Genomic DNA, 26,586 nt, shown 5'->3' on the forward strand with positions numbered 1-26,586 from the left:
GGGAGGACTAGACCGGGGACCCAGCCGTGGCTGCGGGACGCGCGGGAGAGGCGAAACGCGGCGCGCGGAAGAGCCACGACAGAGCCGGAGTCGTGTTGAAGCGGGCGAGCAGGCAGCCCGTGGCCAGTGCGGCGGCGAAGCAGACCGCGACGATCCACAGGCCGGGATCATCGGTGAGCAGCGACGACAGCGCACACGCCCCGAGGATCGCCGGCCAGTGGCTCAGATAGAACACGATCGAGTTGCGGCCCACCCACGAGACGAAGCGCACGACGCCGGTCGCGGACCAGCGGGCATCGAGGTCGTGCACGATCCGAGCGCTCGTCAGGATCTGGACGAACACGAAAGGCACCGCGACGATCGCGAACTGGAAGAAGTGGGTCAGGTGCTGCGCCGACAGGATCAGCGACACGATCGTGAAGCCGACGGAGATCCCCAGACCCAGCCAGAGCCAGAGGCGAGGGGCGTTCGTGGCCCAGGCGATGGCGCCCTTGAGGTAGTGCCCGCCGAAGTAGAAGACAGCGAAGAACAGGACCTTCTGAGGTGAGGTCCAGGGCATCAGGAGCGCCGCGATCGCCAGCGTGGGCAGTACGATCCAGCCGGGAAATCTCACGACGAGCGGCGCGACGGCGTAGTAGATGAACAGGTAGCAGAGGAACCACAGGTAGCCGGCGCCGAACCAGGAGACCGGGTTCGACAGCGCCCCGCCGGGCTCAGGATAGAAGGCCAGGAAGGCGGCCGCCCATAAGAGGTACGGCCAGAGGATGTTGCGGGCCTTGCCGATGTAGTACTCCCGCGTGGGCTTCTTGAGCGACCCCGCGAGCAGCACACCGGACAGGAACATCAGCGTGGGCATCCGCCAGGGGAGGAAGATCTCGTTCAGCAGGAACAGCCATCCGGGCAGGGTGAAGCCGAACTGCCGGGGGATGGAGGATGCGTGCCAGAGCAGGAGGAGCAGGATCGCGCTTCCCCGGAGCGTGTCCATCCACGTGATACGTGGTTTCACGGGCACATTGTTGCACGCGGGTACCTCGCTACGCTCTTCCTCGTGAGCACACTCATCCTGACCGTCATCGGCGACGACCGCGCCGGCCTCGTGGCCGCGGTCGCAGAGATCGTGGACGCACACGGCGGCAACTGGGAGCGGAGCCAGCTCGCCGAGCTCGCCGGCACCTTCGCCGGCGTCATCGAGGTGGCGGTGCCCGATGCCCGCAGTGACGAGCTGCGCGCTGCGCTCGCCGACCTCGACGGGCTGCTCACCGTGGCGGTCCGGGCTGCTGCGGCCGGCGCCGTCGAACCGCGGCGTCAGGTGACGCTCTCGGTGCTCGGCAACGACCATCCGGGCATCGTCCGCGAGATCTCGGCCGCCCTGCGGTCGCACGACGTCAGCATCGACCACATGGAGACCAGGACGAGGGATGCGGCGATGTCGGGCGGTCGCCTCTTCGAGGCGACGGTCGTGGCGCGGGTGCCGGCCTCCGTCGATCTCGGCGGGCTGCAGACGACGCTCGAGCAGCTGGCGAGCGAGATCCAGGTCGAGGTGACGCTCGGCGAGTGAAGTGCGGGCGCGGCGTCAGTCGGCTCCGGTGCTGCCGACGGTGACCCGGTCGCCGCCGGCCATCTTCGCCTCGTACATGGCGTGGTCCGCCGCGCGGATCAGCTGATCCATCACGGGTGCCCCGTCGTTGCCGACGGTGACGACGCCCACGCTGGCCGTGATCGGCAGCCCGAGCGGGAGGTCGTCGTACGGCGCCGCGATCGCGACCCGGATGCGGTCGGCGAGCACCGCGGCATCCCCCGGACTCTCGACCGCGGCCACGGCGATGAACTCGTCTCCTCCGAACCGGCCGAGCACATCGGTGTCGCGGATGACGCCGCGGATCCGGTGCGCGACGTCCCGCAGCAGCGCGTCGCCCGCGGCGTGGCCGAGCATGTCGTTGACGGGCTTGAACCCGTCCAGGTCGATGAAGATCACGCTCAACGCCGTGTAGTGGGTGAGCAGCGTCCGCGTGACGTCCTCCTCGACGAGGCGCCGGTTGGGCAGTCCCGTGACCTCATCGTGCATCGCCGCGCGGCGCAGGGTCTCCTCGAGGCGGATGCGGGCGACGGCCTGCGCGGCCTGATTCGTGAGCGCCTCCGCGAGCGGGACGGCCTCTTCGTCGAACTCGCGCGGGTGGTCGAAGTAGCAGATCATCGCGCCGACGGACTCGCCGTGCGAGCGCAGCGGCGAGGCGATCGCCGCGTGGATCCCCGCGGCCCGGTACACCTCGCTCATCCCGACGCCGGGCGCGTAAGCCTCCGCGTCCTGAGGCTCCCGCACCACCAGGACCTTTCCGCCCACCAGCGTCACGGCCCCCGCCGGGCGAACGCCGGCAGGCCAGTGAGCGGCGAGCGGATTCGTCCCCGCGACCTGCACCACTCCGTCCGGCTGCTGCAGGTGAACGCTGACGAACGTCGCGGCGAACGCGCGCTGGGCGACGTCCACGAGGAGCTCGGCCGCATCCACCTCCGCGCGCACATTGCCGAAGCCGACAGCCGAATTCAGCAGGATCTGCAGTCGCTGCCGACCACGCTCCGTCTTGGCTTCCGCGCCACGGAAACCGAGGTTGAAGGCGGATCGCGTCGAGACGTCGTAGACCGCGATCCGCTGCGTGCCCGACTCGTCCTCGTCGAGGAGTCCGACGACCACGGGCCGGACCACACCCGAGATGCCGTGGAGCGTCGCATCGGTCGGGCGGACGTCCCCGGCGTCCGCGAGCGGCATGCGCAGCGTCAGGAAGCGATCGAAGGGGCGACCGATGATCTCGGCGCGCACGCTGTTGAGCCACTCGAGAACCTGGCTGTTCGCATCGACGATCACCTGCTGCCCGTCGATCGTGATCAGGCCGCAACCCGGCAGATTCAGCACGGTGCGTCGGACGATCGGCGGGGGCGGGGATGTCGGGCCATGTCCGCATGATCCCTGTCGTGCGCGGGCTTGTCAAACCCCGGCGAAGCGCGGTCGGCGACGGCGGCCGGGAAGACGGTCTGCTTCCGTGAAATGAAGAAACCCCCGTGTGTAGAAGCCACACGAGGGTTTCAGTGGCTCCGACGGGCGTCGATCCCGTGACCTCACGATTTTCAGTCGTGCGCTCTACCAACTGAGCTACAGAGCCCCGCAGCATCCGTTTCGGAGAACTCCGACGCAATGCCGCGATCTAGACGAAAGGCCCTCTCGAAAAAGGGCCCGTCGCTCAGAGCGACCCTGACGGGACTTGAACCCGCGACCTCCGCCGTGACAGGGCGGCACGCTAACCAACTGCGCTACAGGGCCATGCGTTTTTAGTTGTGTGTGGAGTGACCCCAACGGGATTCGAACCCGTGCTACCGCCGTGAAAGGGCGGCGTCCTAGGCCGCTAAACGATGGGGCCGGGTGAACCCAGGGGCTCACGCTTACCGAGGGTCAAGCATACGCAATCCCTCACGGAATCGCGAATCGAGGGCGCGCCGGACCAGGCTCGCGCGCATCCCGTTATGGAATGGGCGGGTGCGCATCGTGCCCGATGAGCGCAAAATAGGCGTACAGCATCCCCCATGCCTGTGACTCAAGTTGCTAATGTGATTGATGTTGTCTACGGGATGGAGACCCCGGTGGAGTCAGAGCAGACGGTCGACGAGTGCGGCTGCGCGCCGACGGCTCGGGAGCGTCGCCTGCTCTGGCCCGCGGTGACCAGGCGCGGTGCCCTCGGCATCGGCGCGCTCGGCATCCTCGCACTCGGCACCGTGGCAGCCCCGATCGTCTCCACCGCTGCGGCCGCCGACTATCCCACCTGGGATGACGTCGAGCGGGCCAAGGCCAACGAGGCGTCGAAGGCCGGTCAGGTCTCGCGCATCCAGGGCCTCATCGCCAGCCTGCAGGGCGAGGTCGAGCGCACCGCCGCGCTGGCGCAGCAGGCAGCCGACGAGTTCTATCAGGCGCAGCAGGACTACTTCGACGCCGCCCATCGCGCAGAAGAGCTCCAGAAGCAGGCGGACGAGCAGTCCGAGAAGGCCGTGGACTCGGCGAACAAGGCCGGCGCGGTCGCCTCGCAGCTCTACCGCAACGGCGGCGACGACACCTCGCTCGAGCTGTTCTTCGCCGGCTCCGCGGCATCCGCCGACGACCTGCTCGGACGCCTCGGCACGATGGACAAGCTCATGGACCGCAACCGCGCGGTCTACGCGGAAGCCGTGACCGCGCGCGACTCGGCGCAGAGCCTCAGCGACCAGGCCGCCGTCGCCCGCGACGAGCGTGACCGCCTGCAGCAGGTCGCCGAGGACAAGATGGTCGCCTCGCAGCGGGCCGCCGACGCCGCCGCCGCCGCTCTCGAGGCCCAGCAGTCCAATCTCATCGTGCTCGAGGCGCAGCTCGCCGCGCTGCAGGACACCACCACCAAGACGGTCTCCCGCTGGAAGGCGGGCGTCGTCGCGCGGCGCAAGGCCCGCGAGGAGGCCGCCCGCAAGGCCAAGGAAGAGGCTGAGCGCAAGGCCCGCGAAGCCGCCGAGCAGGCGCAGAACTCCGGCGGCGGCGGCGGCGGTGGTGGTGGCGGCGGCGGCGGCAACGGCGGCGCGACTGTCGGCTCCGGCTGGGCACGGCCCTCGTCGGGCTGGCGCACATCGGGCTACGGCGCGCGCACCGTGCAGTGCGGCAACAGCTACTGCTCGAGCGGGTTCCACTACGGCGTCGACCTCGCAGCCGGGTGCGGCGCGGCCATCTACGCCGCCCACGCGGGCACCGTGGTCTACGCGGGCTACAACGGCGGCTACGGCAACTACATCAAGATCAGCCACGGCAACGGCATCGGCACCGGCTACGGGCACATCCGCAACGGCGGCATCTACGTCCGCAACGGCCAGCAGGTGCGCGCGGGGCAGCTCATCGCCGCCGAAGGCAACACCGGCAACTCGTTCGGCTGCCACGTGCACTTCGAGACCTACGTCAACGGCTATCCGGTCAACCCGGTCCCGTTCATGGCGGCGCGGGGCATCTCGGTCTAGCAACGACGAAGGACGGATGCCGCAGCATCCGTCCTTCGATGACCCGGTCCCCGAGCCTGTCGTGGGGGATCAGAGAGTGTTCGGCGCGGTGCCCTCACCCTGCGTGCGGGTCTCGCCCTCGTGCTCCTCGAAGCGGGTGAACGCCTCGGCGACGAGGCGCTCGGCCTCTGCCGCATTCGCCCACTCGTCGACCTTGACCCACTTGTTCGGCTCGAGGTCCTTGTAGTGCTCGAAGAAGTGCTCGATCTCCTTGCGGGTGAACTCCGGGATGTCGGCGACGTCCTGGATGTGCGCCCAGCGCGGGTCCTTGCCGAGCACGGCGACGACCTTGTCGTCACCGCCCGCCTCGTCGCTCATCTTGAGCACACCGACCGGACGGACGCTCGCGAGCACGCCGGGGTGCAGGTCGAAGTCGAGCAGCACGAGCACGTCGAGCGGGTCGCCGTCCTCGCCGAGGGTGTTCTCGAAGAACCCGTAGTTGGTCGGGTAGCCGAAGGCCGTGTAGAGGATGCGGTCGAGGAACACGCGACCGGTGCCGTGGTCGACCTCGTACTTGACCCGGCTGCCGCGCGGGATCTCGATGACGGCGTCGTACGCGCCCATGGTGGTGCTCCTTCGGAAGTCTGTGGATTGCCGCTTCAAAGCCTAGTCGCGGCGCCCGATACCGTGGAGCGGTGACCCATCGCCCAGGGCTCGACCCCGCCGTCGCCGAAGTGCGCCTCGCCGTGCGCCGCGTGCTCGCGCCTCTCGCCGACGGCGACGCCGTGGTGGTCGCCCTGTCCGGCGGTGCCGACTCGCTCGCCCTCGCGGCCGCGGTCGCGTTCGAGGCGCGCGGGCGCCGTGTCGTCGCGGTCACGGTCGACCACGGCCTGCAGGAGGGGTCCGGCGAGGTCGCGGCCCGCGCCGCGAGGTGCGCCGAGGCGCTCGGGCTGGAGGCGCGGATCGTCTCCGTGGCTGTCGAGCACGCAGGAGGTCCGGAGGCCGCGGCGCGCGCGGCGCGCTATCGCGCGCTGACGGATGCGGCGGGTGAGCTGGGTGCGCGCGCCGTGCTGCTCGCACACACCCTCGACGATCAGGCGGAGACGGTGCTGCTCGGACTCGCCAGGGGCTCGGGGGCCGCGAGTCTGCAGGGCATGGCCCGCGAGTCCGAGCTGCGGGGGATCGCGCTGCTGCGCCCGCTTCTCGACGTGCGCCGCGCCACCACACGGGCCGCGTGCGCCGCCGAGGGACTCGACCCATGGGACGACCCGCACAACGCCGACCCGCGCTTCGCCCGCGTGCGTGTGCGCGACACCGTGATGCCGGTGCTGGAGACGGAGCTCGGTCCGGGGATCGCCGAAGCGCTCGCCCGCACGGCCGCGTCGCTGCGCGAGGACGCCGAGGCGTTCGCCGAGATGATCGACGAGACGATCGAGGACATCGTGGAGCACGCCGAGGCCGGCATCTCGGTCTCGGTGGCGGCGCTCGCCGCGAACCCGGCGGCTCTCCGGCATCGGATCATCCGCCACGTCGTCGACGCGGAGTTCGGCGAGAGCCTCACGCGCGCGCAGACGCTGGAGGTGGCTCGGCTGGTCACCGACTGGACGGGCCAGGGGCCCATCGATCTGCCCGGCTGCGCCGCCCGGCGGCTCGGCGGACGGATCGAGTTCACGGCCCGCTGAGCTGTGGACAGATCCTCTCTGCGCTGTCGCACGGCATCGTAGGGTGGGAGCGTCATGGCAGACATCGAATACGCGGACTCCGACTTCACCGCCGCGATCTCGTGCCTCACGCAGGCCGGCGACGCGGTGGCTGACGGCTTCTGCCCCGCGTTCTCGGTGCTCGGCTCCTCGATCGTGGAATCCGCGCTCGCCGGCGTCGACACTGTCGTCCGAGCGACGATGACCTCGCTCGGCGGCGCCGGCCGGCAGCTCGCCGCCGATGCGACGACCGTGCACGAAGAGCTGCGCCGCACCGACGCCGCCCTCGCCGGAGGAACGGGATGAGCCTGCCCGGGATCGGCGAAGACCCCGCGCGCGGAAGCGTCGACGCGGTGCGGGACTTCGCCGCCTTCTTCCGCACCAGGGCTGCCGCGGAGCGCGACCGGAGTGCGGCCGCTGTCGGCGCGCTCACGGCACTGTCGCCGGTGACGGCCCAGAGCGTCGCGGCGCTGCGACCGCGGATCACCCTGCTGTCCGACCGCTTCACACGGGCGGCGGATGCGGCATCCGCCGCCGCGGGCATCCTCGACGAGTACGCGGACGGCCTCGACGACCTCGCGCAGCGCGCACGTCTCGCGCTCGCCCGCGCGCAGGCCGACTACGACGACATCTGGGCGCGCCGGGCAGAAGCGCTCAACGCCGCGTCGGACGCGCTCGTGGGGTGGGCGCTGTCGTGGGACGACGTGCTGCCCTCCTGGGCCTACTTCGACGACCCGTCCCACCTGCGGAGGTGGGGCGACGCGATCGAGGACTACCGGGACTCCCGCGCCCACTACAACGGCCTGACCACCGACCGCGACGACCTCGATCGACGGACGGCCGCCCGGCTCTCGGCGATCCCGCTCATCGCCGAGATCACTCGGAACGGCGGCCTGGGCCGGAGCGCCGTCCACGCAGCCGCCGCGCTCTGGGCGGGCGACACCGACGATCTCACCGCCGCTCAGATCGCGGGCCTCGGCGATCCGCTGCTCGTGCGTCAGGTCTGGGACAGCCTCTCCCGCGACGACCAGCAGGCGCTCATCGCCGCCGATCCGCACACGATCGGCAATCTCGACGGTCTCCCGATCATGGCCAGGGTGTCCGCGAACCGGATCAGCATCGCGCGCGAGATCCTCGCGCGGCAGGCCGAGATCGCCCGGCTCGAGAAGCTCCGCGACGCCGCTCACGACGACGCGTACTACGACCAGCACGGGGTGGACGCGGCCTACGACGGCCTCATCGCCGAGCAGCAGAAGCTCATCGACGCCTATCGCGACCTGCTCACGCAGCGGGTGAGCTGGACCGACCAGGACGGCACGCTGCGGTCAGGCACGGGTGCGCGAGTGGTCGTGTTCGATCCGGCCAGGCGGGCCATCGCGACCTACCACGGGCCGATCGATCCCGCGACCGGCGACATCCCGGGCTGGGTGACATCAGTGGCGATCTCCGTGCCCGGCACCGGAGCGAACCTCACCGACTTCAGCGACGGCCACGCCGCCGACCTGTACCGGGCCGCGGGCCCGTCCTCCGCGGTCTTCCAGTGGGCCGGGGGCGAGTTCCCGCAGGACATCCCGTCTGCGATGAGCACCTCGTACTCGCACGACCTCGCCCCTCGCCTGGCCGCGTTCACGGCGGGCGTGCGCGCCTCCTCCGGGGCCGATCTGACGGTGCTCGGCCACAGCTACGGCGGCGCGACGGTCGGTCTGGCGGAGAAAGCGGGCCTCGACGCCGATCGCGTGCTCTATGTCGCCGCCGCCGGCATGGGAGACGGAGTGCACTCGGTCGCCGACTTCCCGAACACCTCCGATGCGCCGCACTACGCGATGATGAGCCGCAACGACCTCGTCGTCGGCCTCATCCAGGGACGCGAAGGCGACTTCCACGCCCTGCACGGGCAGACCACCCTCCACGCCGACGGGGTGACGCGGCTGGAGACGGGCCGCATCGACGGGGCGGACCTCGACAGCACCGACATCGAGGACTACAACGTGCCGGGCAACGGGACGCCGAGCGCGATCGATGCGCACAACTCGCTCTACACGCCGGGGTCCACCGCATTCGACAACATGGTGGCCGTCATCACGGGTGGCGAGGCCGAAGTCTTCGCCGAGGATGAGACCATCGTCACCATGGCCGGACCCGTCACCATCGACGGAATCGACCGCGACGACTACGTCCCGCACTACCGGCAGATCGACTGACTCCATGCACAGACTTCTCTCGGCCGCAGCGGTGGCGCTGCTGGCTCTGACCCTCGGAGGATGCACCATGTCGGCTGACAGCCGTCTCGACGAGTACCAGGCCGAGGCAGAGCGCCTCGTCGAAGAGGTCACGCAGGAGATCCCCGACGACCTGATCGACGAGGTCGTCATCACCGAGTCGGAGGCGCGGTACGGCGAGACCGAATCAGCCGAGGAGCTGCCGAGCGACCCCGCCCACTGGCAGGTCTACCGTGCGATCAACCTCGTCAGCGAGGACGGCGCGTCCGCCGACGCCGCAGCGCGGATCTCCCGGATGCTGGCCGACGACGGCTGGGCCGAGTCCAGGGTCCGCGAGACCGAGGACGGGCGGCGCATCGCCGACGGCTTCCGCACGACCATCGACGGCGGCGAGTGGTACCTCGAGCTGACGTGGGTGAAGAGCGCACCCGAACTGGCCGAGACGATCGAGGTCACGATCGTCAGCCCGCCGACCGTGCGCGGCGACGCCGGCTGACGACTACTTCTTCCCGCCGAACAGCCCGCCCAGCAGCCCACCGACATCGAACCCACCGGCGGAACCCGAGGCTCCGCCGAGGAGGCCGCCGATGACGTCGCCGATGCCGCCGGCATCCTTCTCCGCACCGTGCTCGCTCCCGCTCGCCGCGCCGCCCCTCTTCGCGATCAGCCCCATCACGATGGGTGCGAGCATCGGCAGCAGGGCGCCGAAGTCGACGCCCGCCGTCTGCGGCTCGTCGGTGAGCTTCTGCGCGACTTCCTTGTGCTTGTCTCCGAAGACGTGGCCGAGGATCTTCTCGCCGTCCTCCGTGTCGACCGCGTCGAGATCCACCGCGGCGTCCTGACCGGCATGGGCGCCCGCGGCCTTCCGGATCGCCGCCGCGCCCTCCGGCGTGGCCGCATTGCGCTGCAGGCCGCCGAGGATGGTCGCCCCGCCCTCCTGCACCGCCTTCTTCGCGACGGCCGGGTCGACCCCGAGCTTCGAGGCGATCTGGTCGATCGGCAGCGAGTCCAGGATGTCGTCGATTCCGGCCATGGTGAGGCTCCTCCGTCTTCGCGACGGGCAGCGGCGCCCGTCGCGGCTCAGCCTAGAGGCGGTGGGGGTGGGGCGGCAGGGGTGGAACGGACCTAGACTCGGCACATGCGCGCGGCGGACGTCCTCACTGAGATCACGCAGGTTCTGGTCACCGAGGAGGAGATCCGAGCCAGGCTCGACGAGATCGCCGCGCAGGTCGCCGCCGACTACGAGGGCAAGGATCTGCTGCTGGTCGGCGTGCTCAAGGGCGCGATCATGGTGATGGCCGATTTCTCGCGGGCGCTGCCCACGACCGCGCCGATGGACTGGATGGCGGTCTCCTCGTACGGCGCGGGAACGAAGTCGAGCGGTGTCGTCCAGATCCGCAAGGACCTCGACACCGACCTGCACGACAAGCACGTGCTCATCGTCGAGGACATCATCGACTCCGGACTCACGCTGAGCTGGCTGCTGGAGAACTTCGCCTCCCGCGGCGCAGCCTCGGTCGAGGTGTTCGCGCTGCTGCGCAAGCCCGACGCCGCCAAGGTCGAGGTCGACTGCCGCTACGTCGGGTTCGACATCCCCAACGAGTTCGTCGTCGGCTACGGCCTCGACTACGCCGAGCGGTACCGCAACCTGCGCGACGTCGCGATCCTCGCCCCCCACGTCTACTCCTGAGGCTGAGCAGGGCGGCGCGTACGCCATGGGCGAATCCCCAGATTCGCCATATGATCCGCGCGATACCCTGAACGCACCATGGACTTCAAGAAGATCACCCGCAATCCGCTCTTCTATGTCCTGATCATCGGACTGTTCCTCATTGTGGGCTTCTCGCTGATCTCGACACTGGGCGGCACGAAGCAGATCACGACCCAGCAGGGGCTCGAGCTGCTCAGCGGCGACACCGTCACCGAGGCGACGATCACCGACGGCGACCAGCGGGTCGATCTGACGCTGTCGGAGGAGTTCGAGGGCTCGTCCAAGGTGCAGTTCTACTACGTCGCGGCCCGCGGCGAAGAGGTCGTCGAGGCCGTGAACGCCTCCGACCCCGAGGACGGCTTCGACGACGCCGTCCCGCAGCCCAGCTGGCTGGGCAGCATCTTCTCGCTCCTGCTGCCGATCCTGCTCCTCGGCCTGCTGTTCTGGTTCCTGATGTCGTCCGCCCAGGGCGGCGGCAGCAAGGTGATGCAGTTCGGCAAGTCCCGCGCCAAGCTCGTGACGAAGGAGACCCCGACCGTCACGTTCGGCGATGTCGCCGGCTCCGACGAGGCCATCGAGGAGCTCGAGGAGATCAAGGACTTCCTCAAGGACCCCGCCAAGTTCCAGGCCGTCGGCGCCCGCATCCCGAAGGGCGTGCTGCTGTACGGCCCTCCCGGCACGGGCAAGACGCTCCTCGCCCGCGCCGTCGCCGGTGAGGCCGGCGTGCCGTTCTACTCGATCTCGGGCTCTGACTTCGTGGAGATGTTCGTCGGCGTCGGCGCCAGCCGCGTGCGCGACCTCTTCAACCAGGCCAAGGAGTCCAGCCCGGCCATCATCTTCATCGACGAGATCGACGCCGTCGGCCGCCACCGCGGCGCCGGCATGGGCGGCGGTCACGACGAGCGCGAGCAGACCCTCAACCAGATGCTCGTCGAGATGGACGGCTTCGACCCCAAGGCGAACGTCATCGTCATCGCGGCCACCAACCGCCCCGACATCCTCGACCCCGCGCTGCTGCGCCCCGGTCGCTTCGACCGCCAGATCGGCGTGGACGCCCCCGACCTGAAGGGCCGCCAGCGGATCCTCGAGGTGCACGGCCGCGGCAAGCCGCTCGCCGACGGCGTCGACCTCGAGGTCGTCGCGCGCAAGACGCCCGGCTTCACCGGTGCCGACCTCGCCAACGTGCTGAACGAGGCCGCGCTGCTGACGGCGCGCTCGAACGCGCAGCTGATCGACAACCGCGCGCTCGATGAGGCGATCGACCGCGTCATCGCCGGTCCGCAGCGGCGCACCAGGGTGATGAAGGACAAGGAGAAGCTCATCACCGCGTACCACGAGGGCGGTCACGCGCTCGCGGCGGCGGCGATGAACCACACCGACCCGGTCACCAAGGTCACGATCCTCCCGCGCGGTCGCGCCCTCGGCTACACGATGGTGCTCCCCCTCGACGACAAGTACTCCGTCACCCGCAACGAGCTGCAGGATCAGCTCGCCTACGCCATGGGCGGGCGCGTCGCCGAGGAGATCGTCTTCCACGATCCGACGACGGGCGCGAGCAACGACATCGAGAAGGCGACCAGCATCGCCCGCAAGATGGTCACCGAGTACGGCATGACGATGGACGTCGGTCCGGTCAAGCTCGGCCAGTCCAGCGGCGAGGTCTTCATGGGCCGCGACATGGGCCACGGCCGGGAGTACTCCGAGACCGTCGCCGAGCGGGTCGACGTGCAGGTGCGCGCCCTCATCGAGCAGGCGCACAACGAGGCGTACGAGGTCATCAACGCCAACCGCGAGGTGCTCGACAAGCTGGCGCTCGAGCTGCTCGAGAAGGAGACCCTCGACCACGTCGAGCTGGCCGACCTCTTCAAGGACGTCAAGAAGCTCCCGCCCCGCCCCCAGTGGCTCTCGAGCGAGCAGCGCCCGGTGTCGGCTCAGCCGCCCGTGGACGTGCCGCGTCGCCCGGAGCCCGCGGGCGTCGCCGTGACTGTCGAGTCCGAGGAGCGGACCGCGCCGTCCACGGCGCCCGCGCGCCGGCCGTCCGGACAGGCGCGCCCCGCGACCGCGTAGGCTCGGCCCGTGGCCGTCGATCGTGAGCGCGTCGCCGAACTGGTGCGCGAACTGCTGGAGGCGATCGGTGAGGACCCCGATCGGCCAGGACTGCGGCTGACCCCGCAGCGGGTCGCCGACGCGTACGCCGAGTTCTTCTCCGGCGTGGGGGAGGATGCCGCTGCCCCCCTGTCGCACACGATCTCGGTCGCGCGCGGCCCGGCCCCCGAGACCCTGCCGTCGGGGGCGGTGATGCTGCGGGGCATCCGCTTCCGCTCCGTCTGCGAGCATCACCTGCTGCCGTTCCGCGGGCACGCCCACATCGCGTACCTGCCGGGCGAGCAGGTCGTCGGGCTCGGCGCACTTCCGAAGGTCGTCGACATCCTGTCCGCCCGCCCGCAGGTGCAGGAGCGCCTCGGTGAGCAGATCGCCGACGTGATCGCGGGCGCCCTCGACGCGCGGGGCGTGCTCGTGGTGCTCGACGCGACCCACGAATGCGTCACGATGCGCAGCGGGCAGCAGTCCGACTCCTCGACCGTGACCATCGCCGCGCGCGGCGCGCTGGCGGAGGTCGCGGCGCGCGCCGAGCTGATCGCGCTGCTGGGCTCCGGCAGCGCTCCGGGGACCGCGAACCGATGAGCGCCCTCGTGATGGGCATCGTGAACGTGACGCCCGACTCGTTCAGCGACGGCGGTCGGTTCCTCTCGGTCGACGACGCGATCGCCCACGGGCTCGCCCTGCGCGCGGCCGGCGCCGACATCCTCGACGTCGGTGGCGAGTCGACCAGGCCGGGCGCTGAACGCGTCCCTCCGGGCGTCGAGCAGGACCGGGTCGTTCCGGTCATCGCCGCGCTCGCCGGGGCGGGGGCGCGCATCAGCGTCGACACCATGAACGCGTCGACCGCCGTGGCCGCGGTGGCCGCGGGCGCCCGCATCGTCAACGACGTCTCGGGCGGGATGGCCGACCCCGAGATGCTGGCGGCCGTCGCCGGTACCGACGCCGACATGGTGCTGCAGCACTGGCGGGGGCCGTCGAGCGACATGTACGCCCGCGCCGAGTACGGCGACGTCGCCGGCGAGGTGATCGCGGAGCTGTCCGCGCGGGTGGAGGCGGCAGCATCCGCCGGCATCGCCGTCGACCGCGTGATCGTGGACCCGGGCATCGGCTTCGGCAAGCGGGGCGCGCAGAACTGGGCCGTCCTTCGCGCGCTGCCGCGGATCGTCGAGCTCGGCAACCGCGTGCTCGTCGGCACGAGCCGCAAGCGGTTCATCGCCGAGCTGCTCGACGACCCCGCGCTCTCGCTGCATCGCCGCGACCTCGCGACCGCGGTGACGAGCGTGCTGGCGGCGCAGGCCGGGGCCTGGGCGGTGCGCGTGCACGACGTCGCGGGAACGCGAGACGCGCTGCGGGTCTCCGCGGCATGGGAGGAAGCGCAGTGACCCTTCGACAGGCTCAGGGAGCGGGAGCGGCTCAGGGAGCGGGAGCGGCTCAGGAAGCGGGAGCGGCTCAGCAGGCGTGGGCGACCGGCGACGAGATCAGCCTCACGGGGCTGCGCGCGTTCGGCCGGCACGGCGTGTTCGCGCACGAGCGCGAGAACGGCCAGCAATTCACCGTAGATCTGGTCCTCTCCGTCGACGCCGCGCCGGCAGCATCCAGCGACGACGTCGCCGACACCGTCCACTATGGGGAGGTCGCCGACGCGGTGGCGGCGATCATCGAGGGCGAGCCGGTCAACCTCATCGAGACGCTCGCGACGCGCATCGCCGACGCCGTGCTCGCCTTCGCCGGCGTGCGGGCCGTGCAGGTCACCGTGCACAAGCCGCAGGCGCCCATCGCGCACGAGTTCGCCGACGTCGCGGTGACCATCACGCGGCCGAGGGCCGGCGCATGAACCGCAGGCTCGCGCAGGGCATCGACGGGGAGCGCGCGACGACCGACCGCCCGCCGGTCGAGGCCGTCGTCGCGCTGGGCGCGAACCTCGGCGATCGCGCGCAGACGCTCGCCGATGCGCTCACCGATCTCGCCCGGCTGCCGCTCGTCGACGGCGTCCGCGCGTCGGAGCCCGTCGAGTCGGTCGCGGTGACGCTGGAGGGACCGGATGCTGCCGCCCCCGCGTACCTGAACGCCGTCGCGATCCTCACCACGCGGCTCGCCCCGAGCGTGCTGCTCGGGTACCTGCACGCCATCGAGGACCGTCACGGGCGGGTCCGCCGGGAGCGCTGGGGGGATCGCACCCTGGACCTCGACCTGATCGCCTACGGCGACGCGCGCAGCACCGACCCCCTGCTGGCACTGCCCCACCCGCGCGCGGCGGAGCGGGACTTCGTGCTGGCACCGTGGCTGACCGTCGACCCGGACGCGGTCCTGCCGGGCGCGGGTCGTGTCGACGCCCTGCTGGCCCGCCTCGGGGAGCGCCGATGAAGCGCACCGGCGCGGTCGTCCTGCTCAGCGCGGCCGCTGCGGGGGCCGTGATCGGCTACCTGCTCGACTACGCGCTGACCGCGAGCGGCCGCGCGACCTTCACGCCGGCGGTCACCCTGCCCATCCTGCTGATCGTGCTCGGCGTCTTCGTGGTGGCGATGGCGTGGCCGATCCGCCAGGCGACGCGCGGCACCTCGACCGCGCGGGTGAACCCGTTCCGCGCGGTGCGGGTGGCGATGCTGGCGAAGGCCTCCAGCATCCTCGGCGCCGCTCTCGGCGGAGTCGGCCTCGGCCTCCTCGGCTTCCTGCTGACCCGACCCGTCGTGCCGTCGCTAGGCTCGTTGGGACCCCTCATCGCGACCGTCGTGTGCGGCGCGGTGCTGGTGGCGGCGGGACTCCTCGCCGAGCATCTGTGCACCATCCGGAAGGACGACGATGACGAACAGCCCGGAGGCTCCGACCCCGGACTTCCCGACGCCGGTGTCACCCCCTCCCACCACTGAGGCGGACGCGACACTCGACGCGGGCACGTACGACCGGCTCATCGAGCCTCGTTCACCGCATCGTCTCGCGCTCGACGGCAGCTGGCACCAGATCTCGCGCAGCTACCTGTGGGTGCAGCTGATCTCGCTGGGCCTGATGTTCATCCTGCTGACCGTGGTGGTGCTGGTGCTGACGCTGTTCCTGCACCAGACATGGGCGTGGATCCCCGGCGGGATCGCCGCCGTCGTGCTGCTGTGGACCATCGCGATCCTGCCTCGCCAGGTGCGGGCGATCGGCTACCGCCTGCGCCAGGACGACCTCGTCTTCCGCAGGGGGATCCTCTGGCAGCGCGTCGTCGCCGTGCCGTACGGGCGCATGCAGCTGGTCGACATCACGCACGGTCCGCTGGACCGCGGGTTCGGCATCGCACAGCTGAAGCTCGTGACGGCCGCCGCCTCGACGGGCGTCGTCATCCCCGGGCTCACCCAGGACGCGGCAGAGCAGCTGCGCGACACCCTCATCGCCGTCGCCGAGACCCGCCGGACGGGGCTGTGAGCAGCATCCAGCCCACCCCGCCGCACGGCGTCTCGGACGCCGCGCCGGCGGGGCCTGCGGCGAGCGTGCGCTCGCCGCTCAGTGACGGCGAGTGGCACCGCCTCCACCCGCTGACGCCGCTGTTCCGCGGCGGACTCGCGCTCGTGATCGTGGCCGGTGTCGTGATCTCGAACCTCCGCGACCGGCTGATCGAGTGGTTCATCCCGACGCTCGCGCCCGGCGCGGGCCTCGAGGAGTACGAGGACTACTCGGGCGACCCGATCGACTTCATCCTCGCGAACAACCTGATCGTGATCGCCCTGCTGGCGGTGCTCGCGATCGTGCTCATCCTGGTCGGGATCTTCTACCTGTCGTGGCGATTCCACACCTTCCGGATCACCGGGGACGAAGTCGAGGTGCGCAGCGGCGTGCTGTTCCGCACCCACCGCCGGGCACCGCTGGACCGCGTGCAGGGCGTGAACCTCACCCGGCCGATGGTCGCGCGGCTGTTCGGCATGGCGAAGCTCGAGGTGGTCGGCGCCGGTCTCGACGCGAACGTCAAGCTCGAGTACCTGTCGACCACGAACGCGGAAGAGGTGCGCACCGACATCCTGCGCCTGGCCTCCGGGCGACAGCTCGCCGAGGCGCAGGAGAAGCGCGCAGCGGCCGTCAGCAGGGGACAGGCCGCGGCCTCGGTGGTGACGGCCGGGCTCACGGGGATCATCGCGGGCGCCGAGGAACCCGTCGCCGAGCCCGAGTCCGTGGTGCACATCCCGGTCGGCCGGCTGATCGGCTCGCACCTGCTCAGCGGGGCGACGATCGGACTGCTGTTCGGCATCGGCGCGATCGTCGTCGGCGCGATCGTCGGTACTCCGTGGCTGCTGTTCGGCATGGTGCCGACCGTGATCGGCTTCATCTTCTACTGGGTGCGCAGCATCACGCGGTCGCTGCGCTACTCCATCGCGCCGACTCCCAGCGGAGTGCGCATCACCTTCGGACTGTTCACGACCATCACCGAGATCCTCCCGCCCGGGCGCGTCCACGGTGTCGAAGTGCGACAGTCGATCCTGTGGCGTCCGAAGGGCTGGTGGTCGGTGCATGTGAACCGCCTCTCGGGTCGCAGCGCGACCGACGGGCAGGCCGACCAGTTCGCCACGGTCCTGCCGGTGGGCACGCGCGACGATGCGGAGCGCGTCCTGCGCCTGCTGCTGCCCGGCCTGCACGAGACCGAGTGGCCGGCGGTGTTCGCACACGGACTGCTCGGGCCCGCTGAGGACGACCCGTACACCAACACCCCCCGGCGTGCCCGGCTGCTGCGGCTGCTGTCGTGGCGGCGCAACGGGTTCCTGCTCGCCGGCGACACGCTGCTGCTGCGGCGCGGCGCCATCTGGCGACGGCTGGCGATCCTCCCGCTCGCCCGCGTGCAGAGCTTCGCGTTGACGCAGGGTCCGATCGACCGCGCGCTGAACGTCGGGAATCTCCGCGCGCACACGGTGCTCGGACCGGTCGACGGTGCGCTCGGCATCATCGACCGGGATGCGGCGCTCGATCTCTTCGCCGATGCCGAGGCCGCTGCGGTCGCCGCGGCGCGCAGCGACCGCAGCCACCGCTGGGCGGGGGAGCAGGAATGACCCGCGACGGACGGCTGGGAGTGGGGGTCATCGGCGCCGGCCGGGTCGGACCGGTCATCGCGCTCGCGCTCGCCGGGGCGGGGCACGCCCTCGTCGGGATCACCCACGGTTCGGACGACGCCCGCGTCGAGGCGCTGCTGCCGGGTGTGCCGCTGCTGGACGCCGTCGAGGTCGCCCGGCGCGCCGAGCTCGTCGTCGTCGCCGTGCCCCGCGACGAGCTGGCCGGCCTGGTCGCCGGCCTGGCCGACGTCGGCGCATGGCAGCCCGGCCAGCTCGTGCTGCACACCGACGCCGCGCACGGTGCGGGCGTGCTGGCACCCGCCGTGGCCAAGGGCGCCATCCCGCTCGCCGTCCACCCGGCGATCGCCTTCACGGGCACGTCGATGGACCTGCGCTCCCTCGAGCACTCGTATGCCGCCGTGACCGCGCCCGCGCCCGTGCTGCCCATCGCACAGGCGCTGGCGGTCGAGCTCGGCTGCGAGCCGGTGGTGGTGGCCGAGACGCAACGGGCCGCCTACGCGGAGGGCATCGCCACCGCGACGGAGTTCTCTCGGTCGATCGTCCAGCAGTCGGCCGACCTGCTGCGGGCGGCGGGCGTCGAGAACCCCGGGCTGTACCTCTCGTCGCTGGTGCACTCGACCATCGACCACGCGTTGAGCGCCGCAGGAGGCGCGGAACAGCCTCCGCCCGCCGATACGATCAACGAATGATCCGCACCACGGAGGCGCTGCGCACCCGACTGGCCGAGGCCAGAGCCGACGCCCAGGCCGACGGAGCCGCCCCGCGCGTCGCCCTCGTCTCGACGATCGGCTCGCTGCACGACGGGCACATCGACCTCATCCACACCGCCAGGGAGATCGCCGACATCGTCGTGGTGTCGATCTTCGTCAACCCGCTGCGATTCCGCACGCCCGCGGAGTTCGAGGCCTACCCGCGGACGCCGGACGACGACCTCGCGCTGCTGGACTCGCTCGGCGTCGACATCGTGTTCGCGCCCGACACCGCCGAGCTCCTGCCCGACGGCTCGGCGACCACGAAGGTGACGGCCGGCGATCTGGGCCTGCGTTACGAGGGCCGGATGCGTCCCTTCTACTTCGACGGTCTGCTCACGGTCGAGGCGAAGCTGCTGCACCTGGTCGCGCCCGACGTCGCCGTCTACGGGCTGCGTGATCGGCAGCGGGTCTTCCTGGTGAAGCGCATGATCCGCGACCTGTTCTTCGACGTCGCCGTCGAGACGGTCGAGACGGTGCGCGGCGACGACGGACTGCCGGTCTCGACCAGGGTCGGGATGCTGGAGCCCCGCGACCTCGCCGCGGCGGCGAAGCTGCCCGCCGCGCTGGAGGCGGCAGCATCCAACGCCGACCGAGGCGTAGACGCCTGCATCGCCGCCGCCCAGTCCTCGCTGATGGGCGAGCCGCGCATCACGCTGGAGTACCTCAGCGTCGTCGATCCGGTCACGTTCCTGCCCGTCGACGAGGGGCACGGCGGTCCGGCCGTCGCCCTCATCGCGGCGAGTGTGGCCGGCCACCGCTTCATCGACAACGCGGAGATCTACCTGCGCTGACCGGGCAGGTGGCGCTCAGACGGCCGCCGGTAGGATTGACGGGACTTCCGAGGAGCCCCGCCGCATGACCGATACGACCGCGCCCGCGTCCGGCGCCACCGACCCGACCGCCGTCGCGGACCCGACCGACCCGAGCGACGCCGAGCTCGCCGACGTCTTCGAGCAGAAGGCCGTGCGTCTGGCCAAGCGCGAGCGGCTGATCGCCGAGCGTGCGGATGCCGCCGGCGGCGCGTACCCGGTCAGCCTGCCGATCACGACCACCATCCCCGCGCTGCGCGCGGAGTACGGCGAGCTGGAGGCGGGCGCTGAGACGGGTGTGACCGCGGGTGTCGCGGGCCGGATCGTGTTCAGCCGCAACACCGGCAAGCTCTGCTTCGCGTCGCTGCAGGCGGGAGACGGCAGCCGCATCCAGGCGATGGTCTCGCTCGCGAACGTCGGCGACGAGTCGCTGCAGGCGTGGAAGGAGCTCGTCGACCTCGGCGACCACGTGTTCGTGAGCGGCGAGGTGATCTCCAGTCGTCGCGGCGAGCTGTCGATCATGGTCTCTGACTGGGCGATCGCGGCGAAGGCCGTGCTGCCGCTGCCGAACGTGTACGCCGAGCTGAGCGAGGAGAGCCGCGTGCGCAGCCGCTTCCTCGATCTCATCGTGCGCGACCGCGCCAGGGAGACCGTGGTCGCCCGCGCCGCCGTCAACCGGAGCCTGCGCGACACGTTCACCGAGCACGGCTTCCTCGAGGTCGAGACCCCGATGCTGCAGGTGCAGCACGGTGGAGCGTCGGCCCGTCCGTTCGTCACGCACTCGAACGCGTTCGACGCCGAGCTGTTCCTGCGCATCGCGCCCGAGCTGTACCTGAAGCGCGCCGTCGTCGGCGGCATCGACCGGGTGTACGAGATCAACCGCAACTTCCGCAACGAGGGCGCGGACTCGACCCACAGCCCCGAGTTCGCGATGCTCGAGGCGTACCAGGCGTATTCGGACTACAACGGCATCGCCGACCTCACGCAGGAGCTCATCCAGAAGGCCGCGATCGCGGTGACGGGCTCCACGACCGTGACGTGGGCCGACGGCACCGTCTACGACCTGGGCGGCGAATGGGACCGCCTCTCGATGTACGGGTCGCTGTCGGAGGCGTCCGGCCGCGAGGTCACGCCCGAGACGTCGCTCGACGAGCTCGCCGCGTTCGCGGCCGAGGTGGGTGTCGATGCGCCGCCGCACGCGACCCACGGCAAGTACGTCGAAGAGCTCTGGGAGCACTTCGTCAAGCCCGGCCTCACCCGGCCGACCTTCGTCATGGACTTCCCCCTGGACACCAGCCCGCTGGTGCGCGAGCACCGCTCGATCGCCGGGGTTGTGGAGAAGTGGGACCTGTACGTCCGCGGATTCGAACTCGCCACCGGATACTCGGAGCTCGTCGACCCGGTGATCCAGCGCGAGCGGTTCGTCGAGCAGGCGAAGCTCGCCGCCCGCGGCGACGTCGAGGCCATGCGCATCGACGAGGAGTTCCTGCGCGCCCTCGAGCACGGCATGCCCCCGACCGGCGGCATGGGCATGGGGATCGACCGCCTGCTCATGGCCATCACCGGCCTCGGGATCCGCGAGACGATCCTCTTCCCCCTCGTGAAGTGAAGGCCCAGTCGGGCAGATGCCCGGCGGCCACGAACGACGACACGATCTCGGCCAGACCGTGCGCGGGGTCGATCTCGCCCGCCCACTGGGCGTAGCGCGCCGCGTGACTGGAGCGTCCGAGCGCCCACGCGAGCCAGGCACAGGTGGCGAGCGCACCGGGGCGCAGTTCGCGGGGAGCGGCGACGGCGAGGGCGCGCGCGAGCGTCAGCGCGCCGCGGAGGCGCTGCGCATCTGGCCGCTCGCCTTCGCCCCACATGCGCATGGCGAGTCGCTCGGGGTACTCGGCCCCGGACTCCCACCGCAGCTGCGCGGCGAGCGCCTCCTCGCCCGCGTCGAAGCCGCCCGCCCACTGCGACAGCGCGATGTCGCGCAGCGCGGGACGCGCGAGGCACCAGATGAGCAGCGCAGCAGGGAACGCGTCGAGATCGTCGGCGTCCCACCGGAGTGCGTCCTCGAAGAGCGTCGGCACATCATCCAGCGCGCACACGGCGGCCAGCGCCTGTGGATTCACGCGGGCGGGATCGCCCGGCTCGGCGGGGTCGCCCGACTCCTCGGCGGCGCCGGCGGTCGGCTCGCGCGTCGCCCGTTCGCCCGCAGCGGCCGGACGGCAGAGCAGGGTCACTGCCGCGCCGAGCTCGTCGAGCGCGGCGGCGACGCGCGCTGACGCCGCGTCATCGCCGGCGGGCAGCGTGGCCCCGCTCTCCTGATCGCCGGATGCGGGCGGTCGGTCGTCGACCCCCTCCACCGCGATCAGGTCGAGAGACCGGCCCTCGTCCGGGCACTGCGGGTCGCGGCGGGACCCCCAGCCGTCCGCCGCGACGCAGAGCAGGTCGACCACGCGGACACCGCACTCGTCTGCCCGCAGCTCGAGCGCCGCGAGCAGCCGGGCATGCGGCATCGACGAGTCAGGGGCGAACACCTCGTCGGTGTAGACGATGGCGGCGACAGCATCCGCTCCCTCCACGCGGCACACCATGCCGATGAACGTCGCCGAGAGGCTGTCGAGCTCACCAGGGTCGTCGGTCTCGGGCAGGTCGAGTCTCAGGGCGCCGAGCGTGCGACTGCCGCTGAACGGCACCAGCACGAGGCTCCGGCGGGGGATGCATCCGAGCAGATGCGGCACGAGGGCGAGGAACTGCGCGGGGTTCGCGGCGGTGACGATGCGGGTCATGCACCGACCATGCCGGTGGCGTCGAGCGCGTGGGGCCGCGCAGCGCACACCGTGCAGAGCCGGTCGGGATCGGCTGGCTGGGGAGGAACCAGCGCCACGTAGGATGGAGCCATGGACACCTACTGGGCCGCGGTCGCCTGGTCGCTCCTCCCCACTCTCGTCGTGAGCGCGATCTTCTTCTTCGTGCTGCGCGGCATCGTCCGCGCCGACCGCACCGAGCGCCGCGAATACGCACGGATCGAGGCCGAGGAGCGCGCCCGCCGCGGCCTCCCTCCCGCCGCGCCGGCCGCATCCGACCACTGACGCGTCCTCCCCGCCCGCCCAGGCGGGGCGCGCCCCGACAGGGCCGTCGGCGCACGGCACTACGCTGGCCTCACGCCTTCGGGGCGCGCAGAGGGGAGCGCGAGTGATCAACATCACGTTCGACGCGTCGTGGTGGCTGATCACCGTGTTCGTCGTCGACCTGGTGATCCGCGTCGCCGCGATCATCGTCGTCCCCCGCAACCGGCGCCCGACGGCGGCCATGGCCTGGCTGCTCGCGATCTACTTCATCCCGCTCATCGGCGTGCTGCTCTTCCTGCTCATCGGCACCCCGCGGCTGCCGCGCAAGCGCCGCAAGACGCAGGAGCAGATCAACGGCTACATCCGTGCGGCGAGCCGCGACCTCGACTTCGGCACCCTGCGCCCGCACGCGCCCGGCTGGTTCACGTCGCTGGTGACCCTCAACCGGAATCTCGGAGCGATGCCGCTGGCCGGTGACAACGCCGCGCACCTCATCCCCGACTACCAGAAGAGCCTGGACGCGATGGCCGACGCGATCCGCGCCGCCCAGAAGTACGTGCACGTCGAGTTCTACATCTTCCAGTCCGACGAATCGACCGACAACTTCTTCCGTGCGATGGAGGAGGTCACTGCCCGCGGCGTGACGGTGCGCGTGCTGCTCGACCACTGGGCGAACCGCAACAAGCCGTTCTACAAGAAGACGCTGGCGCGGCTCGACGCGATGGGCGCGCAGTGGCAGCTGATGCTGCCGGTGCAGCCCCTCAAGGGCAAGTACCAGCGCCCCGACCTGCGCAACCACCGCAAGCTCCTCGTCGTCGACGGGCGCGTCGCGTTCACGGGCTCGCAGAACGTCACCGACTCCACGTACAACCTGCGCAAGAACATCAAGCGCGGGCTGCACTGGGTCGACCTGATGGCGCGGATCGAGGGACCGGTCGTCTCGTCCATCAACGCCGTGTTCCTCTCCGACTGGTACAGCGAGACCAACGAGGCGCTCACCGATCAGGACTACCTGAGCGAGGTGCACCCCGGCCCGGGCGACCTGGACTGCCAGATCGTGCCGTCGGGCCCGGGGTTCGAGTTCCAGAACAACCTCAAGCTCTTCTCCGGCCTGCTCTACGCCGCCCAGCACAAGATCAACATCGTCAGCCCCTACTTCGTGCCGGACGAGGCCCTGCTCCTTGCGGTCACCACCGCCTGCCAGCGCGGGGTCGCCGTCGAGCTGTTCGTCTCCGAGGAGGGCGATCAGGCCCTCGTCTACCACGCGCAGCGCAGCTACTACGAGGCGCTCCTGCGGGCGGGCGTGAAGATCTGGATGTACCGCAGGCCGTACATCCTGCACTCCAAGTCGATGACGATCGACGATGAGGTGGCGATCATCGGGTCGAGCAACATGGACATGCGCTCTTTCGGCCTCAACCTCGAGATCTCGATGCTCGTGCGCGGCGGGGAGTTCATCGCCGAGATGCGCGAGGTCGAAGACACCTACCGGTCGCTCTCGCGCGAGCTGACCCTGGAGGAGTGGGAGAAGCAGCCGCTGCGCTCGACGGTGCTCGACAATCTCGCCCGCCTCACCTCTGCTCTCCAGTAGCGCGGATGCGGGTACCCGCCGTTATCGGGTTGTGACCGGGTTGTGAGGCGCTTCGCGGGCGCACCCGGCAGGATCGTGGTCATGAAGCGTGTGGCGGCAGCATCCCTCGTCCTCTCGATCATCGCGCTGGTGAGCGCGTGCGCCACCGGCGTGCCGGGGTCGGGATCGGGAACCGGGCTCGTCGCGCCGTCCGAGGGCGTCGGCGAGAGCGCCGAGCTGGACGCCGCCTGGCTCGACGACGGCCGGATGATCGGCCTCGTGACGTGGGGCTCGTCGACGTGCGTGCCCACCGTGGACGGCGTCTCGGCGGAGGGGCAGATCGTGCGGGTCGCCCTGATCGACGCGGAGGCCGATGCCTGCACGGCCGACATGGCGGCGCGCGTCACGCTCATCACGACGCCCGAGAGTCTCGACGTCGGGAAGGACGTCACGATCGCCGTATCCGGAGCCATCGAGTCCAGCGACGAGCTCGAGGGCGACGCGGCGCTCGCCGGCCCAGGCGGGATGACCGACAACCTCCCGAGCGCAGGCTGGGCGGACGACCTGATCGTGATCCTCAGCTGGGGCTCGTCGACGTGCGTACCTGTGCTGGAGAAGATCGAGGCGACCGGAGCCGCGGAGCTGACGGCGACGTTCGCAGAGGTGCCGGACGATCAGGTCTGCACGATGGACATCGGCCCGCGCGCGCTCGTCTCCGATGCCCCCGAGCTCGAGGAGGACGACGACGCGTTCCTGGTGATGCTCGGCGACGAGTTCGACAACGTCCGCGTGCCGATCCTCGGCGAGCGCTGACCCGGGGCGGGATGCTGCGGCTACCGGTCGGCGCGGACCAGCAGGTCGCCGATCTCGCAGTCGAGGGCGCGGCAGATCGCCGAGAGGGTCGAGTACCGGATCGCGCGGGCGCGATCGTTCTTGAGCACCGACAGGTTCACGACGGACACCCCGACCAGCTCCGAGAGGTGGGCGAGTGTCATCCCGCGCTCGGCGAGCAGCTCGTCGAGCCGGCAGTGGACGCCGGTGGCCTCATCGTCGTCTGCGGGAGTCACACGAGGCCCTCCGTGTCGCGCTGCAGAGCGGATCCGTAGCGGAAGACCGCTGCCAGCGCCGCGAATGCGAGGCCCGCGGCGATCGGCCAGAACGGGAAGGTGATGCCGAAGCCCGGCTGCGGCCACCACGCCTGCAGGACGTCCTCGATGCCGGCGACCTCCTCGTACTCCGCACTGGTCCACTGCAGGACTTCCGCAGCGGCCATGGACCCCGCGATGTCGCCGAGCACCTGGGCGGCGATGCCGCCCACCATCACCACGACGGCCGTCACCATCGCCATCCGCGCGACGACCGGCGCGAACGCCCGCCCCGCGAGCAGCTGGAAGCACGCCACCGCGATCAGCCCCGCGATCGCGCCTGGTACGAGCCAGCCGAGCGCCTGCGAGATCGCCCAGCACACGCGGGCGCCGGTGCTCAGCCCGTCGACGAGCAGACCGGCCGAGGTGAAGCCGCCGCCGACCCGGGTGGCCGGGGTGCCTTCGACCACGGTGCCCTCAGGCAGCGCGGGCCAGAACTCCTGCACGGGCACCGTGATCTGCACCTGCGGCTGGAGCAGCGTGGTCAGCACGGCGATGGCAGCGCCGATGACGGCGAACCCCGCCCAGATCGCCGCGAGGCTGAGCGTGACGCTGACCACCGGCGAAGAGCTGTCGGACCCCGCCGCACGCCCGCGGCGGAGCCCCGCTCGCGCGAACAGGACGATCACGCCGACTAGGAGGAGGACGACGCCCGCCGCGATGGCGAGGTGGAACCACGAGAAGCCGCTCATCAGACGAGTCCTTCCGTCTCGCGCTGGAGCACCGCGCCGTGCCGGAAGATCGCCCCGAGCGCGCCGAGCACGAGTGCGGCGCCGACCGGCCAGAGCGGCGCCGTGAGCCGGAAGGTCCCCGTCGCGGTCAGCTCGCCACCGCCCGGTGGCGGAAGCGCGGCGGACGCGGCGAGGGAACGCCCGATCGAGGTGGTCAGCTCCGCGCCGATGCCCGCGACCAGGACGACGATCGCTGCGACGAAGAACGCGCGGGCGGCGAGCTGCGCGAAGGGTGCGCCCTTCAGCATCTGGCGGCAGACGATGATCACGAGCACCGCCGGGACGGCCGCGACGACCAGGCCGAGCAGATCTCCCAGGGCGAGCACGATCCGGGTGCCGATGCCGAGGTGGGCGATCGTCGCGCCGACCGAGTCCACGGATGCGCAGAGGAGGGTGGGTGCGCCACCCGCCGGCGCTTCGCCGCAGGCCGGCTGCGTCGGCCAGTTCAACGTCGCCGGCAGCTCGGCGAACCAGATCTCATCGGAGGTGACCCCCCGCACCACGACGAAGACCAGCGCGAGCCCCATGAGGGCGAGCCAGACCTGCGCCACCGCGAGCGTCGCGTCGATGACGATCGTCCGGCTGCCGCGCCGTCGGGCGATCCAGACGGCCAAAGCCGTCAACAGGAGGAAGCCGGCCACGTACACGCCGATCCACAGCAGCGCCTCGCCGAGGTTCGCAGATCCGATGCTCACGGCATCCTCCATATCGGTAATCGTTATTATCGACAAACGATATGGATGCGGCGCTCCGCCG

At 70.9% G+C, this 26,586-nt stretch carries 29 protein-coding genes and 3 tRNA genes; 21 read left to right on the plus strand and 11 right to left on the minus strand.

Features of this window, described 5'->3' with window-relative positions:
- Positions 1-7: 7 nt before the first annotated feature.
- Positions 8-1,006: an acyltransferase family protein gene (locus Microterr_RS00955; RefSeq protein ID WP_263796665.1), complete on the minus strand. Its 999-nt coding sequence runs from the start codon at positions 1,004-1,006 to the stop codon at positions 8-10.
- Positions 1,007-1,048: 42 nt separating this feature from the next.
- Here Microterr_RS00955 and Microterr_RS00960 point away from each other — a divergent pair, with 42 nt between their 5' ends.
- A complete protein-coding gene (locus Microterr_RS00960) occupies positions 1,049-1,558 on the plus strand; it encodes a glycine cleavage system transcriptional repressor (protein WP_263796663.1) in 510 nt (169 codons plus the stop codon).
- Positions 1,559-1,573: 15 nt separating this feature from the next.
- On the opposite strand, the gene Microterr_RS00965 is transcribed toward Microterr_RS00960, so the two are convergent.
- The 4 genes from Microterr_RS00965 to Microterr_RS00980 all read right to left on the minus strand — a co-directional run bounded on the left by Microterr_RS00965 (position 1,574) and on the right by Microterr_RS00980 (position 3,410).
- Entirely contained in the window at positions 1,574-2,908 is a 1,335-nt protein-coding gene (locus tag Microterr_RS00965; RefSeq protein WP_263796662.1) for a sensor domain-containing diguanylate cyclase, read from the minus strand.
- A 174-nt stretch (positions 2,909-3,082) separates the two neighbouring features.
- Positions 3,083-3,155 (minus strand) — tRNA-Phe (locus Microterr_RS00970).
- Between the two features lie 84 nt (positions 3,156-3,239).
- Positions 3,240-3,313, minus strand: a tRNA-Asp gene (locus Microterr_RS00975).
- Positions 3,314-3,337: 24 nt separating this feature from the next.
- Positions 3,338-3,410 (minus strand) — tRNA-Glu (locus tag Microterr_RS00980).
- Between the two features lie 208 nt (positions 3,411-3,618).
- Here Microterr_RS00980 and Microterr_RS00985 point away from each other — a divergent pair.
- Positions 3,619-5,016, plus strand: coding sequence for a M23 family metallopeptidase (locus tag Microterr_RS00985; protein WP_263798856.1), 1,398 nt, complete (start codon positions 3,619-3,621; stop codon positions 5,014-5,016).
- Between the two features lie 69 nt (positions 5,017-5,085).
- Here Microterr_RS00985 and Microterr_RS00990 read toward each other — a convergent pair whose 3' ends face one another.
- Positions 5,086-5,619: an inorganic diphosphatase gene (locus Microterr_RS00990; protein WP_263796661.1), complete on the minus strand. Its 534-nt coding sequence runs from the start codon at positions 5,617-5,619 to the stop codon at positions 5,086-5,088.
- A 71-nt stretch (positions 5,620-5,690) separates the two neighbouring features.
- Here Microterr_RS00990 and tilS point away from each other — a divergent pair, with 71 nt between their 5' ends.
- From tilS to Microterr_RS01010, 4 genes are all read left to right on the plus strand, one after another.
- A complete protein-coding gene (tilS, locus tag Microterr_RS00995) occupies positions 5,691-6,677 on the plus strand; it encodes a tRNA lysidine(34) synthetase TilS (RefSeq protein WP_263796659.1) in 987 nt (328 codons plus the stop codon).
- 54 nt (positions 6,678-6,731) lie between these two features.
- Positions 6,732-7,001 (plus strand): hypothetical protein, encoded by a 270-nt coding sequence (locus Microterr_RS01000; RefSeq protein ID WP_263796657.1) that lies wholly within the window; start codon positions 6,732-6,734, stop codon positions 6,999-7,001.
- Positions 6,998-8,896: an alpha/beta hydrolase family protein gene (locus tag Microterr_RS01005; RefSeq protein WP_263796655.1), complete on the plus strand. Its 1,899-nt coding sequence runs from the start codon at positions 6,998-7,000 to the stop codon at positions 8,894-8,896. Before Microterr_RS01000 ends, Microterr_RS01005 begins: the two co-directional genes overlap by 4 nt.
- A gap of 67 nt (positions 8,897-8,963) precedes the next feature.
- On the plus strand, positions 8,964-9,410 hold the full coding sequence (locus tag Microterr_RS01010; RefSeq protein ID WP_263796653.1) for a hypothetical protein: 447 nt from the start codon (positions 8,964-8,966) through the stop codon (positions 9,408-9,410).
- A 3-nt stretch (positions 9,411-9,413) separates the two neighbouring features.
- On the opposite strand, the gene Microterr_RS01015 is transcribed toward Microterr_RS01010, so the two are convergent.
- Positions 9,414-9,947 (minus strand): DUF937 domain-containing protein, encoded by a 534-nt coding sequence (locus Microterr_RS01015; protein WP_263796652.1) that lies wholly within the window; start codon positions 9,945-9,947, stop codon positions 9,414-9,416.
- 105 nt (positions 9,948-10,052) lie between these two features.
- Between Microterr_RS01015 and hpt the strand changes: the two genes are divergently transcribed.
- From hpt to lysS, 12 genes are all read left to right on the plus strand, one after another.
- Positions 10,053-10,604, plus strand: a complete 552-nt coding sequence (gene hpt, locus Microterr_RS01020; RefSeq protein WP_263796650.1) for a hypoxanthine phosphoribosyltransferase — start codon at positions 10,053-10,055, stop codon at positions 10,602-10,604.
- A gap of 78 nt (positions 10,605-10,682) precedes the next feature.
- Positions 10,683-12,692 carry an ATP-dependent zinc metalloprotease FtsH gene (ftsH, locus tag Microterr_RS01025; protein WP_263796649.1) on the plus strand — a complete coding sequence of 670 codons (2,010 nt, stop codon included), beginning with the start codon at positions 10,683-10,685 and terminating at the stop codon, positions 12,690-12,692.
- Positions 12,693-12,701: 9 nt separating this feature from the next.
- On the plus strand, positions 12,702-13,310 hold the full coding sequence (folE, locus tag Microterr_RS01030) for a GTP cyclohydrolase I (RefSeq protein ID WP_263796648.1): 609 nt from the start codon (positions 12,702-12,704) through the stop codon (positions 13,308-13,310).
- Positions 13,307-14,110 carry a dihydropteroate synthase gene (gene folP, locus Microterr_RS01035; RefSeq protein ID WP_263796647.1) on the plus strand — a complete coding sequence of 268 codons (804 nt, stop codon included), beginning with the start codon at positions 13,307-13,309 and terminating at the stop codon, positions 14,108-14,110. The genes folE and folP overlap by 4 nt, the downstream gene beginning before the upstream one ends.
- Before the next feature lie 95 nt (positions 14,111-14,205).
- Positions 14,206-14,562, plus strand: coding sequence for a dihydroneopterin aldolase (folB, locus tag Microterr_RS01040; protein ID WP_263798855.1), 357 nt, complete (start codon positions 14,206-14,208; stop codon positions 14,560-14,562).
- Positions 14,559-15,092 carry a 2-amino-4-hydroxy-6-hydroxymethyldihydropteridine diphosphokinase gene (folK, locus tag Microterr_RS01045; RefSeq protein ID WP_263796646.1) on the plus strand — a complete coding sequence of 178 codons (534 nt, stop codon included), beginning with the start codon at positions 14,559-14,561 and terminating at the stop codon, positions 15,090-15,092. Before folB ends, folK begins: the two co-directional genes overlap by 4 nt.
- Positions 15,089-15,595, plus strand: coding sequence for a DUF3180 domain-containing protein (locus tag Microterr_RS01050; RefSeq protein ID WP_263796645.1), 507 nt, complete (start codon positions 15,089-15,091; stop codon positions 15,593-15,595). Before folK ends, Microterr_RS01050 begins: the two co-directional genes overlap by 4 nt.
- Positions 15,528-16,130, plus strand: a complete 603-nt coding sequence (locus Microterr_RS01055) for a PH domain-containing protein (RefSeq protein WP_263796642.1) — start codon at positions 15,528-15,530, stop codon at positions 16,128-16,130. Before Microterr_RS01050 ends, Microterr_RS01055 begins: the two co-directional genes overlap by 68 nt.
- Positions 16,127-17,740: a PH domain-containing protein gene (locus Microterr_RS01060; protein ID WP_263796641.1), complete on the plus strand. Its 1,614-nt coding sequence runs from the start codon at positions 16,127-16,129 to the stop codon at positions 17,738-17,740. Before Microterr_RS01055 ends, Microterr_RS01060 begins: the two co-directional genes overlap by 4 nt.
- Complete coding sequence (locus Microterr_RS01065) at positions 17,737-18,450, plus strand: DUF2520 domain-containing protein (RefSeq protein ID WP_263796640.1); 714 nt, start codon at positions 17,737-17,739, stop codon at positions 18,448-18,450. Before Microterr_RS01060 ends, Microterr_RS01065 begins: the two co-directional genes overlap by 4 nt.
- A complete protein-coding gene (panC, locus tag Microterr_RS01070; RefSeq protein WP_263796639.1) occupies positions 18,447-19,304 on the plus strand; it encodes a pantoate--beta-alanine ligase in 858 nt (285 codons plus the stop codon). Before Microterr_RS01065 ends, panC begins: the two co-directional genes overlap by 4 nt.
- A gap of 64 nt (positions 19,305-19,368) precedes the next feature.
- Positions 19,369-20,931: a lysine--tRNA ligase gene (gene lysS, locus Microterr_RS01075; protein WP_263796638.1), complete on the plus strand. Its 1,563-nt coding sequence runs from the start codon at positions 19,369-19,371 to the stop codon at positions 20,929-20,931.
- Here lysS and Microterr_RS01080 read toward each other — a convergent pair.
- A complete protein-coding gene (locus Microterr_RS01080) occupies positions 20,882-22,102 on the minus strand; it encodes a DUF4192 domain-containing protein (RefSeq protein ID WP_263796637.1) in 1,221 nt (406 codons plus the stop codon). The genes lysS and Microterr_RS01080 overlap by 50 nt on opposite strands.
- A gap of 111 nt (positions 22,103-22,213) precedes the next feature.
- On the opposite strand from Microterr_RS01080, the gene Microterr_RS01085 reads away from it, so the two are divergent.
- The 3 genes from Microterr_RS01085 (at position 22,214) to Microterr_RS01095 (ending at position 24,767) form a co-directional block, all read left to right on the plus strand.
- Positions 22,214-22,405 carry a hypothetical protein gene (locus tag Microterr_RS01085; RefSeq protein ID WP_263796636.1) on the plus strand — a complete coding sequence of 64 codons (192 nt, stop codon included), beginning with the start codon at positions 22,214-22,216 and terminating at the stop codon, positions 22,403-22,405.
- A gap of 103 nt (positions 22,406-22,508) precedes the next feature.
- Positions 22,509-23,975 carry a cardiolipin synthase gene (gene cls / locus Microterr_RS01090; RefSeq protein ID WP_263796635.1) on the plus strand — a complete coding sequence of 489 codons (1,467 nt, stop codon included), beginning with the start codon at positions 22,509-22,511 and terminating at the stop codon, positions 23,973-23,975.
- A gap of 81 nt (positions 23,976-24,056) precedes the next feature.
- A complete protein-coding gene (locus Microterr_RS01095; protein ID WP_263796634.1) occupies positions 24,057-24,767 on the plus strand; it encodes a hypothetical protein in 711 nt (236 codons plus the stop codon).
- 20 nt (positions 24,768-24,787) lie between these two features.
- On the opposite strand, the gene Microterr_RS01100 is transcribed toward Microterr_RS01095, so the two are convergent.
- From Microterr_RS01100 to Microterr_RS01110, 3 genes are read right to left on the minus strand one after another with little or no spacing between them, the layout of a single operon-like run.
- On the minus strand, positions 24,788-25,021 hold the full coding sequence (locus Microterr_RS01100) for a helix-turn-helix domain-containing protein (RefSeq protein WP_263796633.1): 234 nt from the start codon (positions 25,019-25,021) through the stop codon (positions 24,788-24,790).
- Positions 25,018-25,791, minus strand: a complete 774-nt coding sequence (locus Microterr_RS01105; RefSeq protein WP_263796632.1) for a hypothetical protein — start codon at positions 25,789-25,791, stop codon at positions 25,018-25,020. The genes Microterr_RS01100 and Microterr_RS01105 overlap by 4 nt, the downstream gene beginning before the upstream one ends.
- Positions 25,791-26,525, minus strand: coding sequence for a hypothetical protein (locus tag Microterr_RS01110; RefSeq protein ID WP_263796631.1), 735 nt, complete (start codon positions 26,523-26,525; stop codon positions 25,791-25,793). Before Microterr_RS01110 ends, Microterr_RS01105 begins: the two co-directional genes overlap by 1 nt.
- Between the last annotated feature and the right edge of the window lie 61 nt (positions 26,526-26,586).

Source organism: Microbacterium terricola (assembly GCF_027943945.1).
In the GTDB taxonomy this organism is placed as follows: Bacteria; Actinomycetota; Actinomycetes; order Actinomycetales; family Microbacteriaceae; genus Microbacterium; species Microbacterium terricola.

What these genes read in the sequence shown, in the direction of transcription:
- Microterr_RS00985 (WP_263798856.1), top strand. Translation starts at nt 3,619, where the DNA reads ATGGAGACCCCGGTGGAGTCAGAGCAGACGGTCGACGAGTGCGGCTGC.
- Microterr_RS00990 (WP_263796661.1), bottom strand. Translation starts at nt 5,619, where the DNA reads ATGGGCGCGTACGACGCCGTCATCGAGATCCCGCGCGGCAGCCGGGTC.
- Microterr_RS01000 (WP_263796657.1), top strand. Translation starts at nt 6,732, where the DNA reads ATGGCAGACATCGAATACGCGGACTCCGACTTCACCGCCGCGATCTCG.
- Microterr_RS01005 (WP_263796655.1), top strand. Translation starts at nt 6,998, where the DNA reads ATGAGCCTGCCCGGGATCGGCGAAGACCCCGCGCGCGGAAGCGTCGAC.
- Microterr_RS01010 (WP_263796653.1), top strand. Translation starts at nt 8,964, where the DNA reads ATGTCGGCTGACAGCCGTCTCGACGAGTACCAGGCCGAGGCAGAGCGC.
- Microterr_RS01015 (WP_263796652.1), bottom strand. Translation starts at nt 9,947, where the DNA reads ATGGCCGGAATCGACGACATCCTGGACTCGCTGCCGATCGACCAGATC.
- hpt (WP_263796650.1), top strand. Translation starts at nt 10,053, where the DNA reads ATGCGCGCGGCGGACGTCCTCACTGAGATCACGCAGGTTCTGGTCACC.
- ftsH (WP_263796649.1), top strand. Translation starts at nt 10,683, where the DNA reads ATGGACTTCAAGAAGATCACCCGCAATCCGCTCTTCTATGTCCTGATC.
- folP (WP_263796647.1), top strand. Translation starts at nt 13,307, where the DNA reads ATGAGCGCCCTCGTGATGGGCATCGTGAACGTGACGCCCGACTCGTTC.
- folK (WP_263796646.1), top strand. Translation starts at nt 14,559, where the DNA reads ATGAACCGCAGGCTCGCGCAGGGCATCGACGGGGAGCGCGCGACGACC.
- Microterr_RS01050 (WP_263796645.1), top strand. Translation starts at nt 15,089, where the DNA reads ATGAAGCGCACCGGCGCGGTCGTCCTGCTCAGCGCGGCCGCTGCGGGG.
- Microterr_RS01055 (WP_263796642.1), top strand. Translation starts at nt 15,528, where the DNA reads ATGACGAACAGCCCGGAGGCTCCGACCCCGGACTTCCCGACGCCGGTG.
- Microterr_RS01065 (WP_263796640.1), top strand. Translation starts at nt 17,737, where the DNA reads ATGACCCGCGACGGACGGCTGGGAGTGGGGGTCATCGGCGCCGGCCGG.
- panC (WP_263796639.1), top strand. Translation starts at nt 18,447, where the DNA reads ATGATCCGCACCACGGAGGCGCTGCGCACCCGACTGGCCGAGGCCAGA.
- lysS (WP_263796638.1), top strand. Translation starts at nt 19,369, where the DNA reads ATGACCGATACGACCGCGCCCGCGTCCGGCGCCACCGACCCGACCGCC.
- Microterr_RS01080 (WP_263796637.1), bottom strand. Translation starts at nt 22,102, where the DNA reads ATGACCCGCATCGTCACCGCCGCGAACCCCGCGCAGTTCCTCGCCCTC.
- Microterr_RS01085 (WP_263796636.1), top strand. Translation starts at nt 22,214, where the DNA reads ATGGACACCTACTGGGCCGCGGTCGCCTGGTCGCTCCTCCCCACTCTC.
- Microterr_RS01095 (WP_263796634.1), top strand. Translation starts at nt 24,057, where the DNA reads ATGAAGCGTGTGGCGGCAGCATCCCTCGTCCTCTCGATCATCGCGCTG.
- Microterr_RS01105 (WP_263796632.1), bottom strand. Translation starts at nt 25,791, where the DNA reads ATGAGCGGCTTCTCGTGGTTCCACCTCGCCATCGCGGCGGGCGTCGTC.